This window comes from Bacteroides sp. AM10-21B, assembly GCF_003472565.1.
Classification (GTDB): domain Bacteria; phylum Bacteroidota; class Bacteroidia; order Bacteroidales; family Bacteroidaceae; genus Bacteroides; species Bacteroides propionicigenes.
This window is the reverse complement of record NZ_QRME01000004.1, coordinates 135,816-160,294: the sequence shown is the minus strand read 5'-3', so window position 1 is coordinate 160,294 and position 24,479 is coordinate 135,816. Positions and strand designations below refer to the sequence as shown.

At 45.4% G+C, this 24,479-nt stretch carries 18 protein-coding genes and 1 tRNA gene; 7 read left to right on the top strand and 12 right to left on the bottom strand.

Features of this window, described 5'->3' with window-relative positions; translation table 11 throughout:
- Window positions 1–12: 12 nt before the first annotated feature.
- Complete coding sequence (locus DW121_RS06570) at window positions 13–1,200, bottom strand: N-acetylmuramoyl-L-alanine amidase (protein WP_118323341.1); 1,188 nt, start codon at window positions 1,198–1,200, stop codon at window positions 13–15.
- 421 nt (window positions 1,201–1,621) lie between these two features.
- On the opposite strand from DW121_RS06570, the gene DW121_RS06565 reads away from it, so the two are divergent.
- Window positions 1,622–2,572: a transporter gene (locus DW121_RS06565; protein ID WP_118323340.1), complete on the top strand. Its 951-nt coding sequence runs from the start codon at window positions 1,622–1,624 to the stop codon at window positions 2,570–2,572.
- 32 nt (window positions 2,573–2,604) lie between these two features.
- Here the strand turns inward: DW121_RS06565 and DW121_RS06560 are convergent, their stop codons facing one another.
- Both DW121_RS06560 and DW121_RS06555 read right to left on the bottom strand, forming a co-directional pair.
- Entirely contained in the window at window positions 2,605–3,552 is a 948-nt protein-coding gene (locus DW121_RS06560; RefSeq protein WP_118323339.1) for a glycosyltransferase family 2 protein, read from the bottom strand.
- Between the two features lie 77 nt (window positions 3,553–3,629).
- Window positions 3,630–4,007: a GtrA family protein gene (locus DW121_RS06555; protein WP_117710885.1), complete on the bottom strand. Its 378-nt coding sequence runs from the start codon at window positions 4,005–4,007 to the stop codon at window positions 3,630–3,632.
- 93 nt (window positions 4,008–4,100) lie between these two features.
- Here DW121_RS06555 and DW121_RS06550 point away from each other — a divergent pair, with 93 nt between their 5' ends.
- The 3 genes from DW121_RS06550 to DW121_RS06540 all read left to right on the top strand — a co-directional run bounded on the left by DW121_RS06550 (window position 4,101) and on the right by DW121_RS06540 (window position 9,170).
- Window positions 4,101–5,816, top strand: coding sequence for an ArnT family glycosyltransferase (locus tag DW121_RS06550; protein WP_117710884.1), 1,716 nt, complete (start codon window positions 4,101–4,103; stop codon window positions 5,814–5,816).
- 1 nt (window position 5,817) lies between these two features.
- Window positions 5,818–6,354: an HD domain-containing protein gene (locus DW121_RS06545; RefSeq protein ID WP_117710883.1), complete on the top strand. Its 537-nt coding sequence runs from the start codon at window positions 5,818–5,820 to the stop codon at window positions 6,352–6,354.
- Window positions 6,355–6,434: 80 nt separating this feature from the next.
- Window positions 6,435–9,170, top strand: a complete 2,736-nt coding sequence (locus DW121_RS06540) for a putative LPS assembly protein LptD (protein WP_118323338.1) — start codon at window positions 6,435–6,437, stop codon at window positions 9,168–9,170.
- Window positions 9,171–9,280: 110 nt separating this feature from the next.
- Here the strand turns inward: DW121_RS06540 and ung are convergent, their stop codons facing one another.
- Window positions 9,281–9,943, bottom strand: coding sequence for a uracil-DNA glycosylase (gene ung / locus DW121_RS06535; protein WP_117710968.1), 663 nt, complete (start codon window positions 9,941–9,943; stop codon window positions 9,281–9,283).
- Between the two features lie 125 nt (window positions 9,944–10,068).
- The gene (asnA, locus tag DW121_RS06530) at window positions 10,069–11,106 is read right to left on the bottom strand and encodes an aspartate--ammonia ligase (protein ID WP_117710881.1); all 1,038 of its coding nucleotides are present in this window, start codon (window positions 11,104–11,106) and stop codon (window positions 10,069–10,071) included.
- Between the two features lie 216 nt (window positions 11,107–11,322).
- Here asnA and DW121_RS06525 point away from each other — a divergent pair.
- A tRNA-Arg gene (locus DW121_RS06525) sits at window positions 11,323–11,395 on the top strand.
- Window positions 11,396–11,460: 65 nt separating this feature from the next.
- Here the strand turns inward: DW121_RS06525 and DW121_RS06520 are convergent.
- The 6 genes from DW121_RS06520 to lysS form a co-directional block, all read right to left on the bottom strand.
- Window positions 11,461–12,309: an outer membrane beta-barrel protein gene (locus DW121_RS06520; RefSeq protein ID WP_233514856.1), complete on the bottom strand. Its 849-nt coding sequence runs from the start codon at window positions 12,307–12,309 to the stop codon at window positions 11,461–11,463.
- 15 nt (window positions 12,310–12,324) lie between these two features.
- On the bottom strand, window positions 12,325–13,365 hold the full coding sequence (locus tag DW121_RS06515) for a hypothetical protein (RefSeq protein ID WP_118323337.1): 1,041 nt from the start codon (window positions 13,363–13,365) through the stop codon (window positions 12,325–12,327).
- A gap of 203 nt (window positions 13,366–13,568) precedes the next feature.
- Window positions 13,569–14,306 (bottom strand): HAD family hydrolase, encoded by a 738-nt coding sequence (locus DW121_RS06510; RefSeq protein WP_117710878.1) that lies wholly within the window; start codon window positions 14,304–14,306, stop codon window positions 13,569–13,571.
- A gap of 146 nt (window positions 14,307–14,452) precedes the next feature.
- Window positions 14,453–15,790, bottom strand: coding sequence for a glucose-6-phosphate isomerase (locus tag DW121_RS06505; protein WP_117710877.1), 1,338 nt, complete (start codon window positions 15,788–15,790; stop codon window positions 14,453–14,455).
- A gap of 54 nt (window positions 15,791–15,844) precedes the next feature.
- The gene (locus DW121_RS06500; protein ID WP_117710876.1) at window positions 15,845–16,840 is read right to left on the bottom strand and encodes an NAD(P)H-dependent glycerol-3-phosphate dehydrogenase; all 996 of its coding nucleotides are present in this window, start codon (window positions 16,838–16,840) and stop codon (window positions 15,845–15,847) included.
- Between the two features lie 3 nt (window positions 16,841–16,843).
- Window positions 16,844–18,568 (bottom strand): lysine--tRNA ligase, encoded by a 1,725-nt coding sequence (lysS, locus tag DW121_RS06495; RefSeq protein ID WP_117710875.1) that lies wholly within the window; start codon window positions 18,566–18,568, stop codon window positions 16,844–16,846.
- A gap of 403 nt (window positions 18,569–18,971) precedes the next feature.
- Between lysS and DW121_RS06490 the strand changes: the two genes are divergently transcribed.
- The gene (locus tag DW121_RS06490) at window positions 18,972–20,330 is read left to right on the top strand and encodes an MATE family efflux transporter (protein WP_118323336.1); all 1,359 of its coding nucleotides are present in this window, start codon (window positions 18,972–18,974) and stop codon (window positions 20,328–20,330) included.
- A gap of 16 nt (window positions 20,331–20,346) precedes the next feature.
- On the opposite strand, the gene DW121_RS06485 is transcribed toward DW121_RS06490, so the two are convergent.
- Window positions 20,347–22,314, bottom strand: coding sequence for a sulfatase (locus tag DW121_RS06485; protein ID WP_117710873.1), 1,968 nt, complete (start codon window positions 22,312–22,314; stop codon window positions 20,347–20,349).
- A 238-nt stretch (window positions 22,315–22,552) separates the two neighbouring features.
- Between DW121_RS06485 and DW121_RS06480 the strand changes: the two genes are divergently transcribed.
- On the top strand, window positions 22,553–24,454 hold the full coding sequence (locus DW121_RS06480) for a hypothetical protein (protein ID WP_118323417.1): 1,902 nt from the start codon (window positions 22,553–22,555) through the stop codon (window positions 24,452–24,454).
- The last annotated feature ends 25 nt before the right edge of the window (window positions 24,455–24,479 follow it).

The window sequence follows — 24,479 nt, the reverse complement described above, 5'->3', positions numbered from 1 at the left end:
GATGTATTCTATTTATTTCTTTTTGTTTTTAAATTCGTTGATGGCAGCGTTTACATTCATTTTCTTGCCGTTTTTAAAGGCTATGATGAAAGCGTCTTTAAACTGTGCCGTAATAGAGCGTTTGGTACGCAGCACCTTATTGTAATCGGAAGATGCGCCATACGTATATTTGTACAGGCCGCCTTCTTGGTAATAATCCACATTTTTCAGTCCCTTTAGCCTCTTGTCGTTCTTGGCCAGCGGACGGGAGGATGTGAGTATCTGTATCTTAAACACAGGGCCATTATCTTCTGTTTGTGCGGCAACGGTTTTTTCTTCTGTTTTCGGCGTTGTGCCGGCAGGCGGAGCGGTTTCTTTTTCCTCTTCCGGCTGCGGTATGTCTTCCGGCAGAATGGTCTGGCTGCTTCCGTTCAATCGTATCTCCTGCTCACGCTTATAGGTGAGGAAGGCACGGAAAATTCCGTTGGCAAGAGTGGCGGTTCCGGACTCCGTGTTTAGGTAGCGTTCCTCTTCAGGGGTAGATATAAAGCCTAACTCAACCAGAATGCTTGGCATGGCGCTGGCTTTCAGAACCAGAAACCCCGCTTGGTGTACGCCCCGGTCTACCCGTCGGCAGGTATTGCGGAAGTGTTTCTGCACGAGCGAGGCCAAATGTACGCTTTGCGACATATACTTGTCCTGCATGAACTCGAAGATGATATAAGATTCGGCGGAATTGGGATTGAATCCTGCATAGCGTGTCTTATAATCGCTTTCATAAAGAATAACCGAGTTCTCCCGTTTGGCCACTTCGAGGTTGGCATCCGATTTGGCAAGACCTAACGTCCAAGTGGACGCACCCTTGGCTGTGCGGTTTTTGGCAAGCGCATTGGTATGGATTGAGATAAAAAGGTCGGCTTTGGCGTCGTTGGCAATCTCCGCACGCCGGTTCAGCGGGATAAAGACATCTCGTGTACGGGTATAGACAACCTTTACGTCCGGACAATTCTTTTGTATCTGTTTGCCGAGTTTGAGTGCAACATTCAGGTTGATATTCTTTTCTTTGGAAATCTTGCCGATGGCGCCGGGGTCGTGTCCCCCGTGTCCGGCATCGATAACGACAACAAAATCCTTCGCTTCAGCACTGCCGCTACAAAAAGGAGAAGTGAGCAGCCCCAAGCAAATACCTATATATAATATGTATCGTTTATATAGTTTCATATAAAAATCGTTGCAAAGATAATGCAAAGGTCTTTTTCAATTGGCAAAGGTAGTGTAATTTTATAGAAAACTTACACTTTGCTTTCAAGTTTTGTTTGTAACGGCTTCTTTTTCTATGGTCTTAAAGTCGGCTTTCCATGTATTTGTTATCTGCGCTTATAGTTTTACTCCCTTTCTTTACTAATATCTTTTCTTTCCACAGGTGTGTTCTTTTCATACAACAGCTTTGTTTCTTTCGTACAACAGCTGTTGTATGAAAAGAACACATCTGTAGAAAGGATAAATAGTAGTATACATCTATATACTTGCCGGACAGACGGTAAAAAGAATGTAGCGGATATGACTAAAAGAAATCCTCAGATGCGTTTTTATTGATAATATCCGTAACTTTGCACGCAAATATTAATTGGTAGATACTGGTATGCTTCTTCGTTTTATAAAGAATTGGACATTGCCTTTGGCAATGCTTGCCGGTACTTTGGGATATTTCTTCTTGGCGAGAATCCCTTTGTTTGCACCGGCCAAACCCTGTTTGAACGGGTTGATAGCCCTCCTTACTCCGGCTCTGATTTTTGCACAGCTGCTTCTGACTTTTTGTAAGGTAGAGGTGCGCGAACTGAAGCCGAAAGCGTGGCACGGTTGGTTGTTGCTGTTTCAGGCGGTTGCGTGTCTGGTGGTTGCGGCCTTGCTGATATGCTGTCCGATGGAGGAGATGTATCGGGAAGTTTTTGAGGGGGCTATGGTATGCCTTATCTGTCCTACTGCCACTGCGGCTGCGGTCATTACGGGTAAGTTGGGCGGAAGTGCGGCAAGTCTGACTACTTATACGCTATTGTCCAATTTGTTGGCGGCGATGGCCGTGCCTCTGGTATTCCCTTTGGTGGAACCTCATGCTGACATCACTTTTTTTGCAGCGTTCCTGAAGATATTGAGCAAAGTGTTTCCGCTGTTGCTGCTGCCATTTTTTCTGGCTTGTGCCCTGCGTGCTTTTGCACCTCGCATCCACCGTTTTCTGTTGGATTTTCATGACGCTGCCTTCTACTTGTGGGCAGTGGCGCTTGCCATCGTGTCCGGACAGACGGTACGTTCATTGGTGAATAGCGATGCGCCGGTGTTTGTGGAAGTTCTGATTGCTTTGGCGGGCTTGGCGACCTGCTGCATCCAGTTCTATTTAGGCAAGAGAATTGGCGGGCATTACAAAGAACGAATCAGTGGCGGACAGGCATTGGGACAGAAAAATACGGTGCTTGCCATTTGGATGGCTTATACTTATCTGAATCCGCTTTCTTCGGTGGGACCGGGATCGTATGTGCTGTGGCAGAATATTATCAATAGCTATCAGTTGTGGAAAAAGAGAAAGAGAGAGTCCTGACTCCTTTTAGAAAGGAGAGGTACATTAAGATACTATTCATCATATCCCAGTTTCTTTTCATTATAGTCTGATGCGATATACGTGGGTCGTCCTTTGGTTTCTTTGAAGATACGTCCGATATATTCCCCGATAACACCCAATGAAAACAGCTGAATACCGCCTAAAAATAGGATGACAACGATTAAAGTGGGGAAACCGGCAGCTTGGTCACCGTAAATGATAGTCTTTATTAAAAAATAGATGGCATAGATAAAGCTGGAAATCGAACAGATGATGCCGCATACGGTAGCGATGCGCAAGGGGGCGGTAGAGGAAGAGGTTATTCCTTCGATTGCCAGATTCAGTAGTTTGAAGAAACTCCAAGATGAATGCCCTGCAAGGCGGTCGCCCCGGTCGAATTCTATGCTTTTCTTTTGATAGCCTATCCAGCAAAACAGTCCTTTGGTGTACCGCTCCTGTTCGCGCAGGCGTCTTAGTGTCAATACGCAGCGGCGGTCGAGCAAACGGAAGTCGCCTACATTTGGCAGAATATCTATCCGGCTCATGTTCTGCAGAATTTTGTAGAAGGCGAGTGACAGCCGACGGCGCACCCAGCTTTCCTCTCCGCGGTTGCGGCGTTTGGCATAGATGTCGTCATACCCTTCTTCCCAGTATTGCAGCATCCGGTCTACAAGTTCGGGGGGATCTTGCAAATCGGCATCCATTACTACACAGCAATCGCCGGTTGTATAGTCAAAACCTGCCAGCATGGCTATCTCTTTGCCGAAGTTGCGTGAAAGGTTTACGAAGTTCACCCTGCTGTCCGTCTGCCTGAGTTGGCGGATAACATCCAGCGTCCTGTCACTGCTGCCGTCGTTTATAAATAAGATTTCCCACTCGTAGGTGTCGTTGCGCTTGACAAGTTCTATTAAGCGTTGATACAAGGTGGGGAGCATGGCTTCTTCATTATAGACCGGAATCAGTAGGGTTACTTTCTTCATTTCATAAATATGTATGATAAATACTTCGCAAATATATTACTTTTAAAGAAGTTTTGAACAATATTGCCTTGAAAACATCAGCCGTGCCGTTTGAAAACAAAACGTACCAATAAAAAGTTGACCGGAATGGCGATGACGAATACGGGAACAGGGGCGAAGGGTTTCGGCAGTCCCAACCAAAGAAATATATTCAGTAGCCCGATGTGTAGCAGGTAGTTGAATAAATGTGCTCCGCCAAAACCGAAAGCCTTTCCCCATGACGGTTTTTTACCGAATGTAAAGTAGGCGGTAAGGTAGAAATTGGCGATGAAGCTGAGTGCATAACCGAGGGTGTAGGCTATGTTGACATTGATGAGCCTTTGAAGCAGGAGGTATATGCCGTAGTGCAAGGCGGTTGCAAAAACTCCTACCAAGATAAAACGTACGAATTCGGGGACTCTTTTTAATTGCTTCATTTTAGGTTGACACTATCATTGGGACGGCAAAGTTAGGTATTGTAATAGAATAATTCGTATTTTTGCAGCGTGAAAATGTAAAAACAGAAATATATGTCAGACAGAAAGATAGCGTTCTGGTTCATTGCACTGTTAAGCGTGCTTGTGTTGGTTCCCTTTTTAGGAGAAACCATATTCTATTCAAAAGGCGAACCGCGTGAAGCGATAGTTGCGTATACCATGCTGGAAAGCGGCAACTGGATACTTCCAACGAATTACGGGGTGGAAATCGCTTATAAGCCTCCTTTCCTCTATTGGTCAATAGCTGTTATATCGTCAATTCTGGGAGGTGTGTCGGAATTTTCGGCGCGTATGCCGTCGGCGCTTGCTTTTCTGGCTATGCAATTGGTGTTCTTCGGCTTCGTTGCCAAGCGGAAAGACGTAAAAACGGCACTCCTCACTTCCATTCTTCTTCTGTCTTCTTTTGAGGTGCATCGCGCGGCGGTGGCTTGCAGGCTGGATATGTTGCAGGTTTCTCTTATTGTGATATCACTGTGCCTGCTTTTCCGGTGGGACGAGAAGAATTGCAAGGGAGTTCCCTGGCTGGCAGTCCTGCTGATGGCATGCGCTACATTGACGAAGGGACCGGTCGGATCCATATTCCCTTGTCTGTGCATCGGTATCTATCAGCTGTTGCGTGGGCGGACGTTCGGAAAGACGTTCTTTTCTCTGTTGGGCGTCGGACTATTGTCTCTCATACCTTTGGGTGTCTGGTTCTGGGCAGCCTATCAGCAGGGAGGAGAGGCGTTCGTTAATTTGATGTTGGAAGAGAATACCGGACGCTTTTTCCGGAAAATGTCTTATGAGTCACATGAAAATCCGATATGGTATAACTTCCTGACCCTTATTTGGGGATGGATACCGTGGACGTTGGTTTTGATTATTTCCCTTTTCGGACTGAAATGGAAAGAAATACATATCTTGCCGGCAGGGAGTTCTGTAAGTGAACGCTTAAAGAAAGCATGGGGTAAATTCCGTTCTCAATCACCGTTGCAGCTTTTTACGTGGGTGGTGGTGCTGACGATATTCATCTTTTATTGTATCCCCAAAAGCAAGCGCAGCGTATATTTATTGCCAATCTACCCTTTCATGGGAATGCTGATTGCCGAATATTTGTTGGCATTGGTGCAGCGGGGTGCAAAAGTCTTTAAGATTTCCGCATGGATTTTTGCTTCATTGGCTGTACTGCTTACGGTTACTTTCTTTGCCGTGCGTCTGGGCATGGTTCCTGACAGTGTTTGGGGAACGGGCAGACACGCTGCCGAGAATATAGCGTTTATGAATGCGTTGCAGGCTGTGCCGCTGTCATTTTCAAAGTGGCTGATTGTTTTCCTACCGTTGCTGGCTGCAATCTGCCTGTTGTATACACTGATGAAATGTGCAGACGCACGCCCTCTTTTGTATGGTGTGGCGGGATGTATGTTATGCATTTTTGTGTCATTGGATGCCGTGTACCAGCCTACTGTTTTGGCTGTGAAATCGGATAAGCCTTTGGCGGCCCGCCTCAATGAACTGGAGCCGCAAGGCACGGTGTATTCATATGGGGAAAATGTGAAATTCTACGGGATGAATTATTATTTAGGCGATCGTGTACGCATCTTTAATCTGTTCCAACCCGACGCCGGATATGTTTTGGTCATAGATAGCCGGCAAGAGGAATTCTTGCGGGAAAATAAGGATATATACCGGGTGGAGGAAGTCTATCGCACTCCATTGCGTAGCGGTGAGATGCGTCAGAAAGTTACGGTTTATAAATTCAACAAGAAATAAGATGCTGCCTGTAGAGTTGATTGATAAATATTATCCGGAGGAGAACGAACTGAAGCATATACTTCTGACTCATAGCCGTTCGGTTGCCGATAAGGCCTTGTGGATTGCCGACAATCACCCGGAACTGTCTTTGGATAGGGATTTTCTGTACGAAGCGTCTATGCTGCATGATATAGGTATATTCCTGACGGATGCCGATGGCATTTATTGCTTCGGAGATAAGCCTTACATCTGTCATGGCTATTTAGGGGCGGATTTGGTACGTTCGGAGGGGTATCCGCGTCATGCTTTGGTTTGTGAAAGGCACACCGGAGCCGGCCTTTCCCTGGAAGATATTGTTGCGCAGAGTTTGCCTGTTCCCCATAGGGATATGCTTCCGGTTAGTATGGAGGAGCAAGTTGTTTGTTTTGCCGACAAGTTTTACTCCAAGACGCATTTGGACCGGGAAAAAAGCGTAGATAAGGCACGGAAAAGCTTGCAACGCTATGGTGAAGCCGGTCTGCAACGCTTTGATCATTGGTGCGAACTGTTCCTGTAAGCAATCTAAATTTCTTTAAAAAGGGAGATTATCCGTATAAATTACGTACTTTTGCCCCTTCAAGCGTAAACTATTAGTTAATGACGCCATTGAAAGCAAATACATTCATATCATTCATACTACTATTTGTCTTACTCCTTCTTTCCGGTGAGGCTGCTTCGCAACGTCGTCGGCGAGGTTTTGTACCGCCCGAAAGACAGAAAGTGGACTCTTTGCAAGTGGATTCTCTGCAAATGGATACATTGGCTGTTCCTATCAAGAAGAAACAGCCTTTGGATGCTCCCGTCACCTATGAGGCAAATGACTCTATCGTATTTGCGCAGGGCGGATATGCGCATTTGTACGGACAGGGAAAGGTGAACTATCAGCAGATAGAACTGGCGGCTGACGTTATCACCATGAATATGGATAGCAGTACGGTATATGCCCATGGAGTGGAAGATACTTTAGGCGTGAAGAAGGGAACTCCGGTATTCAAGGATGGGGAAACTCCGTATGAAACAAATACCATCCGTTATAATTTTAAAAGTAAAAAGGGGGTTATCAGTAATGTAGTCAGCCAACAAGGAGAAGGCTACGTAACCGGAAACAACGCGAAGAAGGGGGCAAACGATGAGCTGTACATGAAAAGCGGCAGGTATACCACCTGTGACCATCATGAACATCCCCACTTTTATATGCAGATGACCTACGCCAAAGTGCGCCCAAAGAAGAATATCGTAACGGGACCTGCCTATCTGGTGGTTGAAGACGTCCCTTTGCCGCTTGCCGTGCCGTTTTTCTTTTTTCCGTTCTCGAGTAGCTATTCGTCCGGTTTTCTTATGCCTACGTATATGGACGACTCCAGTCGCGGTTTTGGCTTGACAGACGGTGGGTATTATTTTGCTATCAGTGATAAGATGGACTTAAAACTGAGGGCTGATATCTTTACGAAAGGCTCGTGGGCTTTGAATGCCGAGTCTAATTATATCAAACGCTACAAGTATTCCGGTTTGCTTCAGGCAAGCTATCAGGTAACCAAGACCGGAGACAAAGGGTTGCCGGATTATTCTGTGGCTAAGGACTTCAAGATTGTTTGGTCTCACAGACAGGACGCGAAAGCTAATCCGAACCAAACTTTTTCTGCCAGTGTGAATTTCGCAACCAGTAGTTATGAGCGTACTAACATCGGAAATATGTACAACTCGAATGCGATGTCGCAGAATACGAAGACTTCAAGTATCAGTTACTCCCGCTATTTTTTCGACAGGAAACTGACGATTGCGGCAACTACCAATATTGCGCAGACCATGAGAGACTCTTCGGTCAATGTTACTTTGCCCGATTTGAATATTTCTTTATCCACTCTCTATCCTTTCAAGCGCAAGAAAGCGGCAGGTGAAGAAAGATGGTATGAAAAGATTTCAGTACGGTATACAGGCCGTCTGACTAATAGTATCCAGACAAAAGACAACCTTCTGTTTAAATCCAATCTGATAAAGGATTGGAAGAATGGTATGAAGCATGAGATACCGGTCAGCGCTACTTTTACCTTGTTCAAATACTTTAATGTAACGCCTTCCGTCAGCTATACGGAGCGTTGGTATACGCGTAAGGTGATGAAGGATTGGGATCCCAATTTAGGGACGAGCGGTGCGGAAGTTGCTACCGATACGATTTACGGATTTCATCGTGTATATAATTACAATGCCAGTCTGGGTATCAATACGAAGATATATGGTATGTACAATCCCATATTTTTTCCTAAGAAGAAGATACAGATTCGTCATGTCATAACTCCCTCTGTGAGTATAAGCGCGGCTCCGGACTTTGGCTCTTCCCGTTACGGCTATTACGATTCTTACATCAAGAATTATGCAGACGGCAGACGTGACACGATTACGTATTCTCCCTATTCGGGACAAGCGTTTGACGTGCCGGGAAGGGGTAAACAGGGAAATATAACCTTCAGTATTTCCAATAACTTGGAAATGAAGTATTATAACAGCAAGAAGGACACTGTGAAGAAGGTCAGTCTGATTGATGAGTTGGGTGCTAATATCAGTTATAATATGGCTGCTGCAACACGCCCATGGAGCGATCTTGGTTTGAATTTGCGTTTGAAGCTAAGCAAGAATTATACATTCAGTATGAGTTCTTCTTTCAAAACATACGGTTATAAGTTCGACAAGAATGGCAATGTAGTGGATAATGACCGTACGGAGTGGGCTTATGGACGTTTCGGTATTTTTCAAGGTTACGGGTCTTCCTTTAGTTACACCTTTAACAACGATACGTGGAAAAAGTGGAAAGAGAAGCTGAGTGGAAACAAAGATACTGATAAGGAGAAAAAAGATGAAGCGGATTCAGAAGAGGGAGACGCTGCGGAAGCAAGTGCTGATGAGTCCGGTGTTCCTAAGAAGAAAGTAGAAAAAGCGGCAGTTGATGCCGACGGATATCAGGTATTCAAAATGCCGTGGTCTTTGAACTTCAATTATAGCTTTAATATTTCAGAAGACCGCAGCAAGCCTATTAATAGGGAGAAAATGCGTTATCCGTACCGTTATACTCATAATCTGAGTGCTTCCGGTAATATAAAGTTATCTAATAAATGGGCGGTCAGCTTTAACTCCGGTTACGACTTTGAAGCAAAGAAAATAGTACAGACCACCTTTAATATAACACGTGACCTCCATTGCTTCAGCATGTCAGCCAGTTTATCCCCGTTCGGACAATGGAAATACTATAATTTTACTATCCGTGCCAATGCAAGTATCTTGCAAGACCTGAAATGGGAGCAGAGAAGCCAGACGCAAAGTAATATTCAGTGGTACTAATCATAATTTAGGTACGGATTTACTTTATTCTTTTTCCGTGAAATCCGTGTAATCCGTGCCTAAAAAAACATCAAGTACATTTTGACGCCCCCATTTATATCAGTGTCGCTTTACCATTTAATCTCTTCCTGCCCGTGTGCTTTCAAGTATTCGTTGGTCTTACTGAAATGTTTGTTCCCGAAGAAGCCGTTATAGGCAGAGAGGGGAGAAGGATGTGCAGATGTTAATACTAAGTGTTTGTTACGATCTATAAAAGCGCCTTTTCGTTGTGCATAGGCTCCCCATAGTATAAAGACCAAATGTTCACGCTCTTCGGCAAGGATGCGGATGGCGGCATCTGTAAATGTTTCCCAACCGCGGTTTTGGTGGGAACCGGCTTGATGGGCACGCACTGTAAGGGTGGCGTTGAGTAATAATACGCCTTGCTCCGCCCAACGGGTTAAATTGCCGGTAGATGGTGCATCTGTACCGATGTCGGCTTTGATTTCTTTGAAGATGTTGATTAGGGAAGGAGGGAAAGGTACACCGTCATTTACAGAAAAACAAAGTCCGTGTGCTTGTCCCGGTCCGTGATACGGGTCTTGACCGATAATCACAACTTTTACTTTATCAAAAGGGCATAGGTTGAAAGCATTGAATATCAATTTTCCCGGTGGGTATATGGTGCATTTGCCATATTCCTCACGTACGAAATTCGTTAATGTATAAAAGTAATCTTTTTCAAACTCAGGCTGTAAACGCGTTTTCCAGCTATCTTCTATCTGAACATTCATAATTGCAGGCATTAGTAGTTTAGGACGCTAAGATACAAATATTTCATCATAGAGCATACAGAGTCCCGTAGAGTTTTTTATTTCGCTTTAAAACTCTACGGGACTCTGTGTATTTGCGACTATAATCAGATTAAATGTATGTCGTGTGCTTTGCATTCCCGGCGCATATCTTCGGGCCAGATGCTGGCTTGTATCTCTCCGATATGTGCTTTACGCAGATAGAACATACATAGTCGGGATTGTCCGATGCCGCCACCGATAGAAAGCGGGAGGGCATCTCCCATTAAGCGTTTGTGGAAGTAAAGTTCCAGACGTTTTTCTTCTCCTTCTTGTTTGAGTTGGCGTTGGAGTGCCTCCTTATCAACGCGAATACCCATTGAGGATAGTTCCACACTGCGTTGCAGAACATCGTCCCAGAGTAATAAATCGCCGTTCAGTCCGGGCAGGCTGTTTAATCCGGGAGTGGTGTAGTCGTCGTAGTCCGGTGCACGTCCGTCATGCTTCTTGCCATCGCCCAGTTTGCAACCGATACCTATGATAAACACGGCACCGAACTTTTTAGCAATAGCATGCTCACGGCATTTTGGCTCTAAGTTGGGATACAATTGACGTAGTTCTTCCGCATGGATGAAATGTAATTTCTGTGGCAAACAGGGTTTGATTTGCGGATACATTTCATATACCATATATTCTGTACGAACCATTGCTGCATAAATACGGGTGACAATTTCTTTCAAGAAATCGATATTGCGGTCTTGGTCAGTGATAACACGTTCCCAGTCCCATTGGTCTACATATAAGGAATGCAGGTTACCTAATTCCTCGTCTGCCCGGATAGCATTCATGTCAGTGTAAATGCCGTATCCCGGTTCTATATGATACTCGGCAAGTGTCAATCGTTTCCATTTGGCAAGCGAATGTACCACTTCCGCCTGCGCATCGCCCAAATCTTTGATGGGAAAAGATACTGCCCGTTCCACACCGTTGAGGTCATCGTTGATACCCATGCCTTTCAATACAAAGAGCGGGGCGGTGACACGACGCAGGCGAAGTTCGGAAGAGAGGTTCAACTGGAAGAACTCTTTAATCTGTTTAATACCTAATTCCGTTTGTTTTAAGTCCAATAAAGGTTTATATCCTTCAGGTTTTATCAGGTAGCTCATAGGTTTAATGTCTATAACTTCTATTAATTTGTCCGGCAAAGATAGGAATAATATTAATACTTGCTTCTATTTTGAGTAAAAAAAGAACAAAATGTTTGTATATGTTCCTTAGGTGCTCTCAAAATAATAGCAAGAATGTTTTAAGCAAACAGATAGAAAAAACAGGTGAAGATTAGGAATATGCGAAGATTTTTTCTACTTTTGCATCCGAATTAAGGCTCCGTAGCTTAGTGAATAGAGCGTCAGATTCCGGTTCTGAAGGTCGTGCGTTTGAATCGCACCGGGGTCACTAAATGGAAACTCCCTTTGCAAACTTGATTGCAAAGGGAGTTCGTTTATTATAATAAGTCTGGTTTAGAAGTAGAATGTCATATTCAAAGCGCCGCCAAGGCTTTCTGTTCCGATATGGAAACCTCTGTCGCCCGGGCTTGTGATATCTGTTCTTTCCTCAATAGCTCCAAGTGATACATTGTAGCCTTCGCTTTTTGTATAAGACTGGGATCCGAACTCATAGTAGGCAGTGATATTAACTTCAGCACCTAAAGAGATTTTGGGAGCTACAAACCATTCTACACCGATGCTACCGGTCAAGCCGGTATAAAAGTTGCCATTACTTTTGACTTCTGTCGGACGGTATCCGTTTTGGTATGAGAATATTGTTGTAGGGGTCTGATTGACAGCTGTCATCTCATTACCATATTCATACGTTGTTTTTTGTGATTGAACGGCAAATAGGATGCCGGCTCCAAATACTCCTTGTACCCTTCGCGAACCTTTGCGATATTCTATGCCTAAGTTAAGACTCATTCCGTTGTTGTTTGTGCGGCATGCGTCAATTACCTTGTCCTCACTTAATGGGTTGTCCATAACGGCTTTGTCATCCGTGGTGTAATATCGGTCTTTGTCCGAACCGAACATGAAACCTACGTTTGCACGTAAACCGATATTGTCAGTCAGCATATATTTGGCCAAAATGGATACATCCGGTATTAAGCCGAATTTCTCATTATCTTTGGTGAAAGGAGTACCTCCACCGAAAATCTCATCGTCATTTCCACCAATATGCTTCAATAAAGGTATTACATTAACACCGACAGCCCAATCTCCTTCTTCCGGAAGATACTGCTTAGCGGTATTTCCTTGTGCATTTGCTCCCATTAATGGCAGCAAAGCAATTATTATAATTGATACTATTTTCTTCATATGTTTATCACTGTTTTATTTGAAAGTATCTACGTTGTACCAAGTATATTTATTGTATACATCTTCGTTTTCAGCATTATCAAACGGATTGAATACCATCTTAACCGAAACAACGGGAGCACTGATTGGAGTAAAGTTATACCAACCGGATATACCTTCAAGTGTATTGTAAAAATCGGAATCTACTTGATTGTATGTTCCTTTGCCAATAATTACACCGGAAGTTCCGTTGTAGTAATTGAAGCTGTTAGCTGTGTATGGCGCTACCTTAGTAGTAATCAAGACATCACTCCATGTTGTTTCCTTTGACGGGATGCTGAAGATTGCGTATCCATTATTGTTTGTAGTGGCTCCATAGAGTCTGATGTCATCGTTGCCATCACCGTCTTCATCACTGTCATAAGAAACCTCAATTACAACGTCAATGTCGGAAGTGAGTTTGAAGATAGGGGTATGGTCATTTATTCCGTTTGATTCGTAACTGTTTTCTCCTACCTTAACTTGTAATTCTACGGTTTCCGGATAGCCCACCTCTGAATTGCGTGGTGTAAAGCCACATAAAACATCTTTTAATACGATGTCATAAGGATGAACTGTTTCTGTGAAATTAGCCTTGAAAATAACTTCTTGTGCTTCAAAAACAGGTTTTTCATTTTCCCATGATACCAGCATATTACGTTTTCCTACATAAGGCTTGGTTTGAACAGTTACCGCTGTACCTTCGGCTCTGTCTATTGCCGGAACTTCTACCTCGTACTGACCGCTTTCGTCTGTCAATGCTATATAGGTGGTATACCCTGTCGCTTGCCCTTTAGGATCTAATGATGAATTTGCAATTTTTACAAATACAGTGTCCTTAGCGTAAGGTTTAATTATTTCTGTGAATTTACCATTCTGGTAGGACTGTCCCTCATTAAAAGTAATGATACCTTTAATTTTTGCTTTACCTTTGATGTCATTGGCTGACAAGGATGTTTGATCCTCTGAACAGGAGGAAACCGCTACTGCTGTAATAGCAACGGCAATGAATAATTTGAATTTGTTTAGCATGTTCATAATTTAGAATGTTGAATTAATTAATAAAAATTGATGGCGCAAATGTATACGTATTTTATATTATAGCCAAATAAAATCTAAATTATTTTAATGCAAGTTTCTTTTATAAAAAATTAAATATACAAAGTATTATATTTTGTACAATGCAATATTATTGCCGGCTTTGATAAAAGCTGACAAGATAGAAAGCGGGTAGAGTCTGTTTAAAGAAGATATGGTAATTCCCGGTGGAGTGTCTCCCAGTTATTGCAGAAAGCCTGCATGGAAGGAAATAATAGATTGGCGCCTGCATCCAATAACACTTGTCCGTCCAGCGGACCGGTATTGACAGCAACTGTAAATATTCCCGCTGCCGCCCCGGCTTGTACACCGATAGGGGCATTTTCTACGACGATAGCTTCATTGGCCTTGACTCCGGCTTTCTCCAATCCCATAAGATAAGGTTCAGGATTGGGTTTACCGTATTTCACATCGAAAGCAGTTACCATATGTTCACGCCGGAACATACCGGGAAAGTTATGGGCGAGACGGTTTAACAGAGAACGCTGACCGGAACCGGTAACCAAGACGGGAGTTAATCCTGCCGCTTTTACCTTCTGTAATATTTCCCAAGAGCCGGGCATACGTTCGGGTTCGGGATGCTTGTTGAACTCCGTGCTCTTCTCGGCATAGATACTCTCTATCATTTCGGGAGTAGCATCCTTGCCGTATTGACGTTGATATACAAGATTGATTGTAGCAGCTCCGGTGCGTCCTTCGTGCATATAAGCCTCTTCACGACTTAGATGCAATCCGTGCCGCTCCATCACCTTATGCCAGGCATCGGCATGGTAGGGCATGGAATTGAATAGTACGCCGTCCATGTCAAAAAGGACAGCTTTTAATTGGATATTGGAGTGCCCGTGCTCTTGTAAATAGCGGGCGATTGATTCTTCAAACACTTGGTAAATTGAGAGTTAAGAATTGAAAATTAAAAAATAGAGGATGGATAAATTAAGAGTTGAGAATAAAGAAACAGCTCCTTGATATTGCGCATGATATTCGTGCGCAGCTATTTCTCAATTCCCAACCCTCAATTTTCAATTTATTACAGTCTTGCCTGAATAGCTTTGGATTCTTCTTCGTAACCCGGTTTGTTCAGTAAGGCAAACATATTCTTCTTGTAAGCCTCTACACCCGGTTGGTTGAATGGATTGACACCCAAGAGGTAACCGCTGATGCCGCATGCCTTTTCAAAGAAATAGAGCAATCCGCCGATACTTTCTTCGTTCAGTGCAGGGATAACGATACGCATATTGGGTACGCCACCGTCTACGTGAGCCAGCTGTGTGCCGAGTTCTGCCATCTTGTTCACTTCGTCTACGTGCTTGCCGGCGAGGAAGTTCAGGCCGTCGAGGTTGGCTTCATCCGAAGGAACTTGCAGTGAGTATTGGGTCTTTTCTACTGAAATGACAGTTTCATAAATGGTACGTTCACCCTCCTGAATCCATTGTCCCATAGAGTGCAGGTCGGTAGAGAAATCTACAGATGCAGGGAAGATACCCTTGTTTTCTTTACCTTCGGATTCACCGTAGAGTTGTTTCCACCATTCGCTTACGTAGTGCAGTTTGGGGTTGAAGTTTACGAGAATTTCAATCTTCTTGCCATTCTTGTAAAGTTCGTTGCGGGTAGCTGCATAGATGGCTGCCGGGTTTTCTGCGAACGGAACATCCTTACCGCAAGTTTTTTCCATGGCAGCTGCGCCGGCTACCAGCTTCTCGATGTCGAAGCCTGCAACTGCAATGGGCAGCAAACCTACCGGGGTGAGTACAGAGAAACGTCCGCCTACGTTGTCGGGAATAATGAAAGATTTGTAACCTTCATTGTCGGCTGTAACACGTGCAGCACCTTTCTTGGCGTCTGTAACGGCAACAATCACTTTCTTTGCCATGTCTTTGCCGCGTTGGTCTTCGCATTGCTTTTTCAGCAGGCGGAAAGCCAAAGCTGTTTCAGTAGTAGTTCCTGATTTGGAAATATTGATGACACCGAATTTCTTGTCTTTCAGATATTCGGTAAGTTCGTACAGATAATCTTCACCGATGTTGTGTCCTGCATACAGGATGACCGGACCGTTCTTCTTGTCTTGCAACCAAGTGAAACTGTTTGACAAAGCCTCGATTACGGCACGCGCACCGAGGTAGCTTCCGCCAATTCCGGCAACAATCACTACTTCACAGTTCTCACGTAGCACTTGCGCAGTAGCTTTCAGGTCTGCCAAATGCTCTTTTGTGATGGAAGAAGGAAGGTGCAGCCAGCCTAAAAAGTCATTACCTTTACCAGTGCCATTTTCCAATGCTTCTTGTGCAACCTTAACTTGAGCTTCGTAGGCGAAAACGTTTTCTTTGGAAATGAATCCAAGAGTCTTTTCAATGTTCAAACTAATCATAATATTATAGGTTTTAAATTCTATATTTAGTTCTTCCTGTCCCTTTCCCCGTATTTACCGGAAAGAGTCAGTCAGTAACTTGATTTCAATCATCGGTGAGATGCGTTCGTATAAGATGTTGTACACAGCATCCAGTATCGGCATATTCACGTGATAATGCTTGTTGATTTCCTTGATACATTTGGTTCCGTAATAGCCTTCGGCTATCATTTCCATCTCTATCTGGGCGCTTTTTACGGAATATCCCTTGCCTATCATCGTACCGAACGTGCGGTTGCGGCTGAAGTTGGAGTATCCCGTTACCAGCATGTCACCCAGATAAACAGAATCACTGATGTTTCTGTTCAGCGGATGTACGGTTTGCAGGAAGCGGTCCATCTCTTGGATGGCGTTGGACATGAGTACCGCCTGGAAATTGTCGCCATACTTCAAACCGCTGCAAATCCCTGCGGCAATGGCATATACGTTTTTGAGTACGGAACCGTATTCAATGCCGGCCACGTCGTTGCTGACGGAAGTCTTGATGAATGAACTTGCCAGACGACGGGAAAACTTGTCCGCCTTGTCTATATCGGGACAGGCTATCGTGAGATAAGAAAGCCGTTCGAGTGCGACCTCCTCCGCATGGCAGGGACCTGCCAGTACGGCAATGTTCTCCGCCGGTACACCGTATTCTTTCGTGAAGTATTCCGATACAATCACGTTATCATCGGGTACGATACCCTTGATGGCTGTGATAATGAGTTTATCCTTGATTTTTGTCTTCAGCTTCTTTAAGTGAGCTTTCAGATAAGGAGAAGGAGTCACAAAGATAAGCGTATCCGATTCCTTGACAACATCGTTGATGTTTGAGTTGAAATTGATACGCTTGGTATCAAACTTGACGCCCGTCAGGTAGGCAGGGTTATGACCGAGACGCTTAAAATCGGCAATGCGGTCATCGCGCCGCATATACCAATTTATAGTATCTTCTTGCGCCAATACCATTTTAGCAATGGCAGTGGCCCAGCTTCCTCCGCCCATAATGGCTATCTTACCGGGTAGTTTCATTTCTTAGATTTTCTCAACCCAACCTTCCACGTCTTTCACAGTCGGATTTGCCAGTTCTAATTTATATTTCTTGTTGATGCCGCAAATGTCCATATGCAACTTTTGCGGGTTTACATCTTTCATGTCGCTAACCAAGTTGTAGCCGGCCTTCTGGATAACTGCCACCCATTCTTCCGGAATGCCCAATTCCATAAATTTGGCAGGCGCATCTTTCGGAGTAACCTTTTCGGGGCGCATCTGCGGGAAGAACAATACTTCCTGAATAAATGCCTGTCCGGTCATCAGCATGGTCAGACGGTCGATGCCGATACCGATACCCGATGTGGGAGGCATACCGTATTGCAGCGCTTTCAGGAAATCCTGGTCGATAAACATGGCCTCGTCGTCACCCTTTTCACTCAGTTTCAACTGCTCTTTGAAGCGTTCTTCCTGGTCGATGGGGTCGTTCAGCTCACTGTATGCGTTGGCCAGCTCTTTGCCGTTTACCATCAGTTCGAAGCGTTCGGTCAGTCCCGGTTTGCTGCGGTGCATTTTGGTCAGCGGGCTCATTTCCACCGGATAGTCGGTGATGAAAGTAGGCTGTATGAATGTGCCTTCACAGAATTCGCCGAAGATTTCGTCTATCAGCTTGCCTTTGCCCATGGTGTCGTCAATCTCCATTTTCAGTTCGCGGCACACCTGGCGGATTTCTTCCTCGCTCTTGCCGTTGAGGTCGTAGCCGGTCTTTTCCTTGATGGCATCCAGGATGGGCAGACGGCGGTAAGGAGCCTTGAAGCTGATGGTCTTTCCATCGATGGTAGTCTCTGTGCCGCCGTTTACTGCGATACAGATGCGTTCGAGGAGCTTCTCGGTGAATCCCATCATCCAATTGTAGTCCTTATATTGTACGTACAGCTCTACGCAAGTAAATTCCGGGTTGTGGTTTTTGTCCATACCCTCGTTGCGGAAGTTCTTTCCGATTTCGTATACACCCTCAAAACCGCCTACGATGAGTCTCTTCAGGTAAAGCTCGGTGGCGATGCGCAGGTAGAGATCCATGTCCAGTGAGTTGTGGTGGGTTGTGAAAGGGCGTGCGCTTGCACCGCCGGGGATGGATTGCAGTATCGGTGTTTCCACTTCCGTATAGCCGGCTTCGTCCAGTACGGCACGCATGGTCTTGATGATTGTGGCGCGCTTCTGGAACGTTTCTTTGACGCCGTCGTTCACGATGAGGTCTACGTAACGCTGGCGGTAACGCAGTTCCGGGTCGTCGAACGAGTCGTAAGCCACGCCATCCTTATATTTTACGATAGGAAGCGGCTTGATACTCTTGGCAAGCACGGTCAGCTTTTGGGCATGGATGCTGATTTCGCCCATTTGAGTGCGGAATACAAAGCCTTCGATGCCGATGAAGTCGCCTAAATCGAGCAAGCGTTTGAATACGGTATTATACATTTCCTTGTCTTCGCCCGGGCAGATGTCGTCGCGGGTGATATATACTTGGATACGGCCTTTAGAGTCCTGTAACTCGATAAAAGACGCTTTCCCCATAACACGGCGGCTCATGATGCGTCCGGCTACGGATACGTGACGCGGTTCGGCGTCATCTTGAAATTCTTTTTTGATATCGGTAGAGAAAGCGTTGGTTACATACTCTGCTGCGGGATAGGGTTCGATGCCCATCGCGCGAAGTTCATTCATGCTGTTGCGACGAATGATTTCTTGTTCACTTAGTTCTAATACGTTCATTTCGCTATAATTCACTCAATTTGGGGACAAAAATACGAAACATTTTTCAGAAAGCGAACCTTTAGGGGAATTTATTCACCGCAGAGACCGTGTACGCTGTGGCGGGCTGTTAAGTATTCATCGGGCAAGGTCTTGGAAAAAGATAGCTTCGGATAGGGAAGAAGATGGTCTGACTCCGCCGGAAAGCCTGTCTAAGATAGGGGATGAACTTTATCTCCAGCCTGAAGATGAGCATCTCCAACCTAAAGATAAAACTTAAAGTCGGGTTGAACCTTCCTTCATCCCTATACCTGATATTTTTCTGATAGGAGGAAGGGTGGCTCTTCTTTAAGATGAAGCGGGGGCGCTTGCTCACCTGACGAATTTTGAGTACCTTTGCACCCTCGAATAATAGGTAAAAAGTATGGCAGGACAAAAAACGCCCACAGCGTTGGGTACAGAGAATATTGGAAAACTATTGATGCAGTATGCCGTACCGGCAATTATTGCCATGACGGCGTCTTCCTTATATAATATGGTGGATAGTATTTTCATCGGCCACGGCGTGGGTACGATGGCTATTTCGGGGTTGGCGTTGACTTTTCCGTTGATGAACCTTGCGGCAGCTTTCGGGTCGCTGGTCGGTGTAGGAGCGTCTACACTGATTTCCGTCAAGCTGGGGCAGAAAGACTATGATACGGCTCAACGGGTGTTGGGCAATGTTTTCGTGCTGAATATCCTGCTGGGGGTGGCTTTTACGGTGGTTGTAATGGCATTCCTCGACCCTATTCTTTACTTCTTCGGCGGCAGTGACGAAACCGTGGGATATGCGCGCGACTATATGCAGATTATCCTTCTCGGCAATGCCGTTACGCATCTTTATTTGGGATTGAATGCGGTGCTGCGCTCTTCGGGACATCCGCAGAAGGCGATGTATGCCACTATCGCTACGGTAGTTATCAACACGATACTCGACCCGGTGTTTATCTATGGTTTTGGATGGGGCATTCGCGGGGCGGCTATTGCCACGATTGTGGCGCAGGTTATATCCTTGATGTGGCAGCTCAAGATATTCAGTAACAAAGATGAACTGTTGCATTTTCATCGCGGCATCTTCCGGTTGAAGCGTAAGATTGTCTTTGATTCGCTGGCTATCGGTATGTCTCCGTTCTTGATGAATATGGCGGCCTGCTTCATCGTAATCCTTATCAATCAGGGATTGAAAAAGTATGGCGGCGATTTGGCTATCGGTGCGTTTGGTATTGTCAACCGGCTGGTATTCATTATTGTGATGATTGTGATGGGGTTGAATCAGGGAATGCAGCCCATTGCAGGCTATAATTTTGGCGCCAAACAATACGGACGTGTCACCAAGACACTGAAACTGACAATAATCTATGCAACGGGGGTCACGACTTTCGGCTTTATTGTAGGTATGCTGTTCTCCGATTTGGTGGTCAGTATCTTTACATCGGACGCCGAACTGATAGACCTTTCGGCAAAAGGGTTGCGCATTGTAGTGATGTTTTTCCCAATCATCGGCTTTCAAATGGTTACGGCCAACTTCTTCCAGAGCATAGGAATGGCGAGTAAGGCAATATTTCTTTCCCTTACCCGCCAGATGGTGGTGTTGCTCCCCTGTCTGATAATTCTGCCTCGTTTTTTCGGTGCGGCAGGCGTGTGGTACAGTATGCCGATTTCCGACTTGCTGGCCAGCCTGATAGCGGCGGCAATGCTGACGTGGCAGTTCCGAAAGTTTAAGGCACAGGCGCAGGGGGCTTGATGGCTTTGCGGATACGTCAGTTGGGGAGTGGAACCATGGGCCTGCGTCCGTGATTCAGCTTTAATCCTAATTTGTAGGATTCAGGACCATGGAGATTCTTTATGTCCATCTCGCCAAGATTGACCAAAATACCGCGTGCCATAAGTCCGGCATCTTCGTTCGCTTTGCGCGGAAGATTTTCGGCTTTGTCTTTCAAGTCTGCCAGATGAACGCGGATGGCGGGTTGCATGGCTTTATCCAAAGACAGGCATTCCAATAAAGAATAACCGATTTTTCTGTCAGCCTCTTTATCCGGATTATTCAGGAGTTCGATTCCTTTGGCGGTTTCTCCCAGATAGGCGGCTGCGTAGGCGGCTTCGCAAGCTATGTAGGGGTCTGCATCATTCAGCAGGGCGAGCAGAGGGGCGGGGCAGCTTTTTAATTCTCCTTTGCTTCCCAGTTGCGCCAAGCCAACGGATGCCCAATAACGCATTTCGGGATATTGGCTGGATAATGCTTTCTCGAATATGGGGGCATTGCTTGCTGTGGCTGTGCCTGCCAGTTCTACGAGATTATACAGTTCGTCTAAAGGATATTTCTCTTTGCGCACTTTATCATATAATACCACATTCTCGCGGGAAGTAGGCATGAAGAAACCCAAGTCTTTGGTGGCACGGATATGGTTGGAGAGAGCTTTACGCATCTTTACCAGCACTTCTGCGTATTCAGGAGAATCGGACAGGTTGTGCAATTCACCCGGGTCCTTCTCAAGGTCGAACAGCATTTCGGCAGGATGAGCATTGAAGGTTTGCGCCCAGTCGGGGTTGGTGTTATGTCCGCCTAAGACCAGTTTGTCCCATGCTTTGTTGGACGGCATGCCCCATTGGTAGTAATTTCGCAAGGCAAACTGACGGTAAGGTATGTAGCTGCGGATGTATTTAAATCGCCCGTCGGTTGCGGCGCGTACCGGCATGAAGTGGTGCAGCTGATTGGCCGCTAATGCGAACTGAATTTCCCGCTTTTCATCGGAAGCGTACTTCCCGAATAAAGCCTTGCCTTGCATATGCTTGGGCGGTTTTATGCCTGCAAGGCTGAGTACGGTAGGACCTAAGTCTGTGAAGTTGACCAAGGAGTATTCTTTTCCGGATGTTTTCTTTCCTGCCAGATGTTGCCATTTGGGTGGAAAATAGGCTATCATGGGTACTTTCAAGCCGCTTTCGTATAAATAACCCTTACCGCGTGGAACACAACCTCCATGGTCGCTGAAGAAGAAGATTATTGTGTTATCGTCCAATCCTTTTTCCTTTAGGTCTTTCAGGAAGAATCCCAGCCATGTGTCCACATCTTGTACGGCTTCCAAATGGCCTGCATAGTCGGAACGTACTTCGGGCAGGTCGGGCACGTAAGAGGGCAGGGTGAGCAATTCGGGATAGATACCCTCTGTGGTGTAATCTCTTCGTCCGTCGGTGTGGAAAGTACGGATGCGTCCCATATGCGAGGTTACTGTATTGTATACGGCAAAGAAGGGCTGGTCTTCACCGCGTTTCGGACTGTTGTAAGAGGCTGTTGTTGTACATTCGTCCCAACAACTTTTGTTGTCTGTGGTGGAGTTGTAATGCGTTTTGCTGTTGTTGGTGCAGTAATATCCAGCTTCACGCAGCCATTGCGGGAAGAAGATGTTTGCCGGAGTATCATATGACACCGGATGCACATCCATTCCGTAGGTGGAGGAGTAACAACCGGTAATCAGTGATGAGCGTGCAGCCGAACTTTGCGGAGCCACCGACCATGCGTTCATGAATTGTATGCCGCGGGTGGCAAGGCTGTCCGCGTTGGGCGTATGTACATCCTTGTTGCCGTAACAACCGAATTCATATGCGCTGGTGTCTTCAAATGTGAGCCAAAGGATATTGGGCCTTTCGTTCTTTTTACTGTCTGCTGCATCTGCCTGGGTAGTGTGCAGTCCACAAAAAACAGAACACATTAATAAAGGGAAGTTTTTCATATTATATCAGTTTTTAGTAATAACCGCTAAGGTAGGGCATTTGGGCTGACAAGTATATTTCATGTGTTCAAAAAACTGCTAATATTGTTTCCATACATAATTATTCAACAAATTTGATGATGATTCAACAAATTTATGGAACGGGTAAACGTATGTTGCGGTCTATTGGAGAAAATAGTGATGGCATATGCGCGGAATGCTTTATTTTTGAAAAAATAAATCTAATAATATGAATGGTATGAGAAACATAGTTTTAGCGGTGTTTGTGTTTGCGCTGTCTTTCCCGGGACAAGTCCGTGCCGGAAATCCTGTTTATTCTGATAAATCCCTGCGTAATGATGCGGAGAAACTGCTGGTAGAGTGGGTGGACGCTTTGCTGACCTATCAATGTGAAGGGCTGCATCCGGCACTTGACGGTGGCATTCTGTGTCCTGCCTGTGCCCGTATCCACGGGCGGATAGGAGATACCGTTTTGCCCTTGATGTATCTGGCGGACAAAACCGGTAATGATAAATATCTGCTTGCCGCTAAAAAACTGATGAAATGGATGGAAAATGTGCACCGTCCGGACGGGGCTTGGATGAACGACGTTCATGTGTCGGATTGGAGTGGGACGACTGTGTTTGCGGCTATCGCTTTGTATGAGGCTTTGCATTATCATGGGCATCTGTTGGATGACTCCACCCGGAATCATTGGAAACGGCAATTACTGGAAGCCGGTGAATTTATGATGAAAAATCCCCAGATGTACAGCCGCCGTATGCAGGGAAAAATGAAACGTCTGAATAATGTGAACTATTCGGCTTCGGTGACATATGCCTTGCAGGCTCTCGGCGAGATGTTCAACCGTCCGGATTTTAAAGAAGAAGCCCGGATTGTGGCTTCAGATTTAAAGAAGTTCTTTACGACGAATGATTTCTTTCTGTACGGTGAAGGACCAAAGATATGGACACCTACAAAAAACGGTTGCCTTCCTGTAGATTTGGGTTATAATATAGAGGAGTCTTTGCCTAATTTGGCCTATTATGCTCTGATGGTGAACGACCGGGAATTATTGTCTGTGGTGGAACGTTCCATGAACACTCATTTGGAATTTATGCTGCCCGACGGAGCATGGGACAACAGTTGGGGGACACGTAGCTTCAAGTGGACATACTGGGGAGGACGCACAAGCGACGGTTTTATGGGCGGTTATTATGCCATGGCGGATAACCATCCGGAGTATCTGGAAGCTATCAACCGCAATATACAGTTATTGAAGAAATCAACATATAACGGTTTGCTTCATGCAGGACGCGACTATCAAGCCTCCGGAATTCCGGCGTGCATTCATCATACATTTGGGCATGCCAAAGCATTGACTGCCTTTTTGGAGCTTCCGCCTGTCAAGACACAGCAGTACAAGGCTTTGCCACGCGACACGGCTTATGGAGTGAAATATTTCCGGGATATTCGTACTTGGTTGGTTGCAGAAGGTCCGTGGCGTTCTACATGTACCGGCTTTGACGCTGAATATAAGGTAAAGGGGACCCATCCGATGGGAGGAGCTGTTTCGCTGTTATGGCATGAAGAGGCAGGCCCGGTATTTGCGGCTACCACAAACCGGTACGAACTGATAGAGGCACCTAATATGCAGAGTAATAGTCGTGAGTATATCATGAGCGGAACTCCTCGCGTGGAAATGGTGCAATACGGAACGGTTTACAGTAATCTGGATGACTTGGATACGGATATAACTTATGTAAAGGAGAAAGATATGCATCGCTTCCATGTCAATACTCATTTGGTAGATGCCGACCAGCAAACTCCGGTTCAAGGTTCAATACCTGTCAACATGGATTATGTATATTCCAAACAAGGGTTGTTGATAGAAGTGGATTACTGTCCTTTGACGGCCTGTTTGGTCTTGCCGGTTATCGCTTCTCCTTCAGAGGTGGTGACTATTACTCCGAAGGGTATGCGTGTTCAAAAAGAGAATGGCATTTTGGAGGTAGTTTGTGTCAGTGGTCAGCTGAAAGTCGCTCCGACCGATAAGGACGGACGGATATTCGTTCCCGTACCGGGTTTTTCTTTTGTACCTTTGCAAGTACTGCCTGAGGAAGGAGATAAGAAAATTCAAGTTAAAATCATATATAATTAATATATTTTTGTTTCTTTGTTCTGTA

Excerpts from the sequence above, each read along its gene's own strand:
- DW121_RS06570 (WP_118323341.1), bottom strand. The coding sequence starts at position 1,200 with ATGAAACTATATAAACGATACATATTATATATAGGTATTTGCTTGGGG.
- DW121_RS06565 (WP_118323340.1), top strand. The coding sequence starts at position 1,622 with ATGCTTCTTCGTTTTATAAAGAATTGGACATTGCCTTTGGCAATGCTT.
- DW121_RS06560 (WP_118323339.1), bottom strand. The coding sequence starts at position 3,552 with ATGAAGAAAGTAACCCTACTGATTCCGGTCTATAATGAAGAAGCCATG.
- DW121_RS06555 (WP_117710885.1), bottom strand. The coding sequence starts at position 4,007 with ATGAAGCAATTAAAAAGAGTCCCCGAATTCGTACGTTTTATCTTGGTA.
- DW121_RS06550 (WP_117710884.1), top strand. The coding sequence starts at position 4,101 with ATGTCAGACAGAAAGATAGCGTTCTGGTTCATTGCACTGTTAAGCGTG.
- DW121_RS06545 (WP_117710883.1), top strand. The coding sequence starts at position 5,818 with ATGCTGCCTGTAGAGTTGATTGATAAATATTATCCGGAGGAGAACGAA.
- DW121_RS06540 (WP_118323338.1), top strand. The coding sequence starts at position 6,435 with ATGACGCCATTGAAAGCAAATACATTCATATCATTCATACTACTATTT.
- ung (WP_117710968.1), bottom strand. The coding sequence starts at position 9,943 with ATGAATGTTCAGATAGAAGATAGCTGGAAAACGCGTTTACAGCCTGAG.
- asnA (WP_117710881.1), bottom strand. The coding sequence starts at position 11,106 with ATGAGCTACCTGATAAAACCTGAAGGATATAAACCTTTATTGGACTTA.
- DW121_RS06520 (WP_233514856.1), bottom strand. The coding sequence starts at position 12,309 with ATGAAGAAAATAGTATCAATTATAATAATTGCTTTGCTGCCATTAATG.
- DW121_RS06515 (WP_118323337.1), bottom strand. The coding sequence starts at position 13,365 with ATGAACATGCTAAACAAATTCAAATTATTCATTGCCGTTGCTATTACA.
- DW121_RS06505 (WP_117710877.1), bottom strand. The coding sequence starts at position 15,790 with ATGATTAGTTTGAACATTGAAAAGACTCTTGGATTCATTTCCAAAGAA.
- DW121_RS06500 (WP_117710876.1), bottom strand. The coding sequence starts at position 16,840 with ATGAAACTACCCGGTAAGATAGCCATTATGGGCGGAGGAAGCTGGGCC.
- lysS (WP_117710875.1), bottom strand. The coding sequence starts at position 18,568 with ATGAACGTATTAGAACTAAGTGAACAAGAAATCATTCGTCGCAACAGC.
- DW121_RS06490 (WP_118323336.1), top strand. The coding sequence starts at position 18,972 with ATGGCAGGACAAAAAACGCCCACAGCGTTGGGTACAGAGAATATTGGA.
- DW121_RS06485 (WP_117710873.1), bottom strand. The coding sequence starts at position 22,314 with ATGAAAAACTTCCCTTTATTAATGTGTTCTGTTTTTTGTGGACTGCAC.
- DW121_RS06480 (WP_118323417.1), top strand. The coding sequence starts at position 22,553 with ATGAGAAACATAGTTTTAGCGGTGTTTGTGTTTGCGCTGTCTTTCCCG.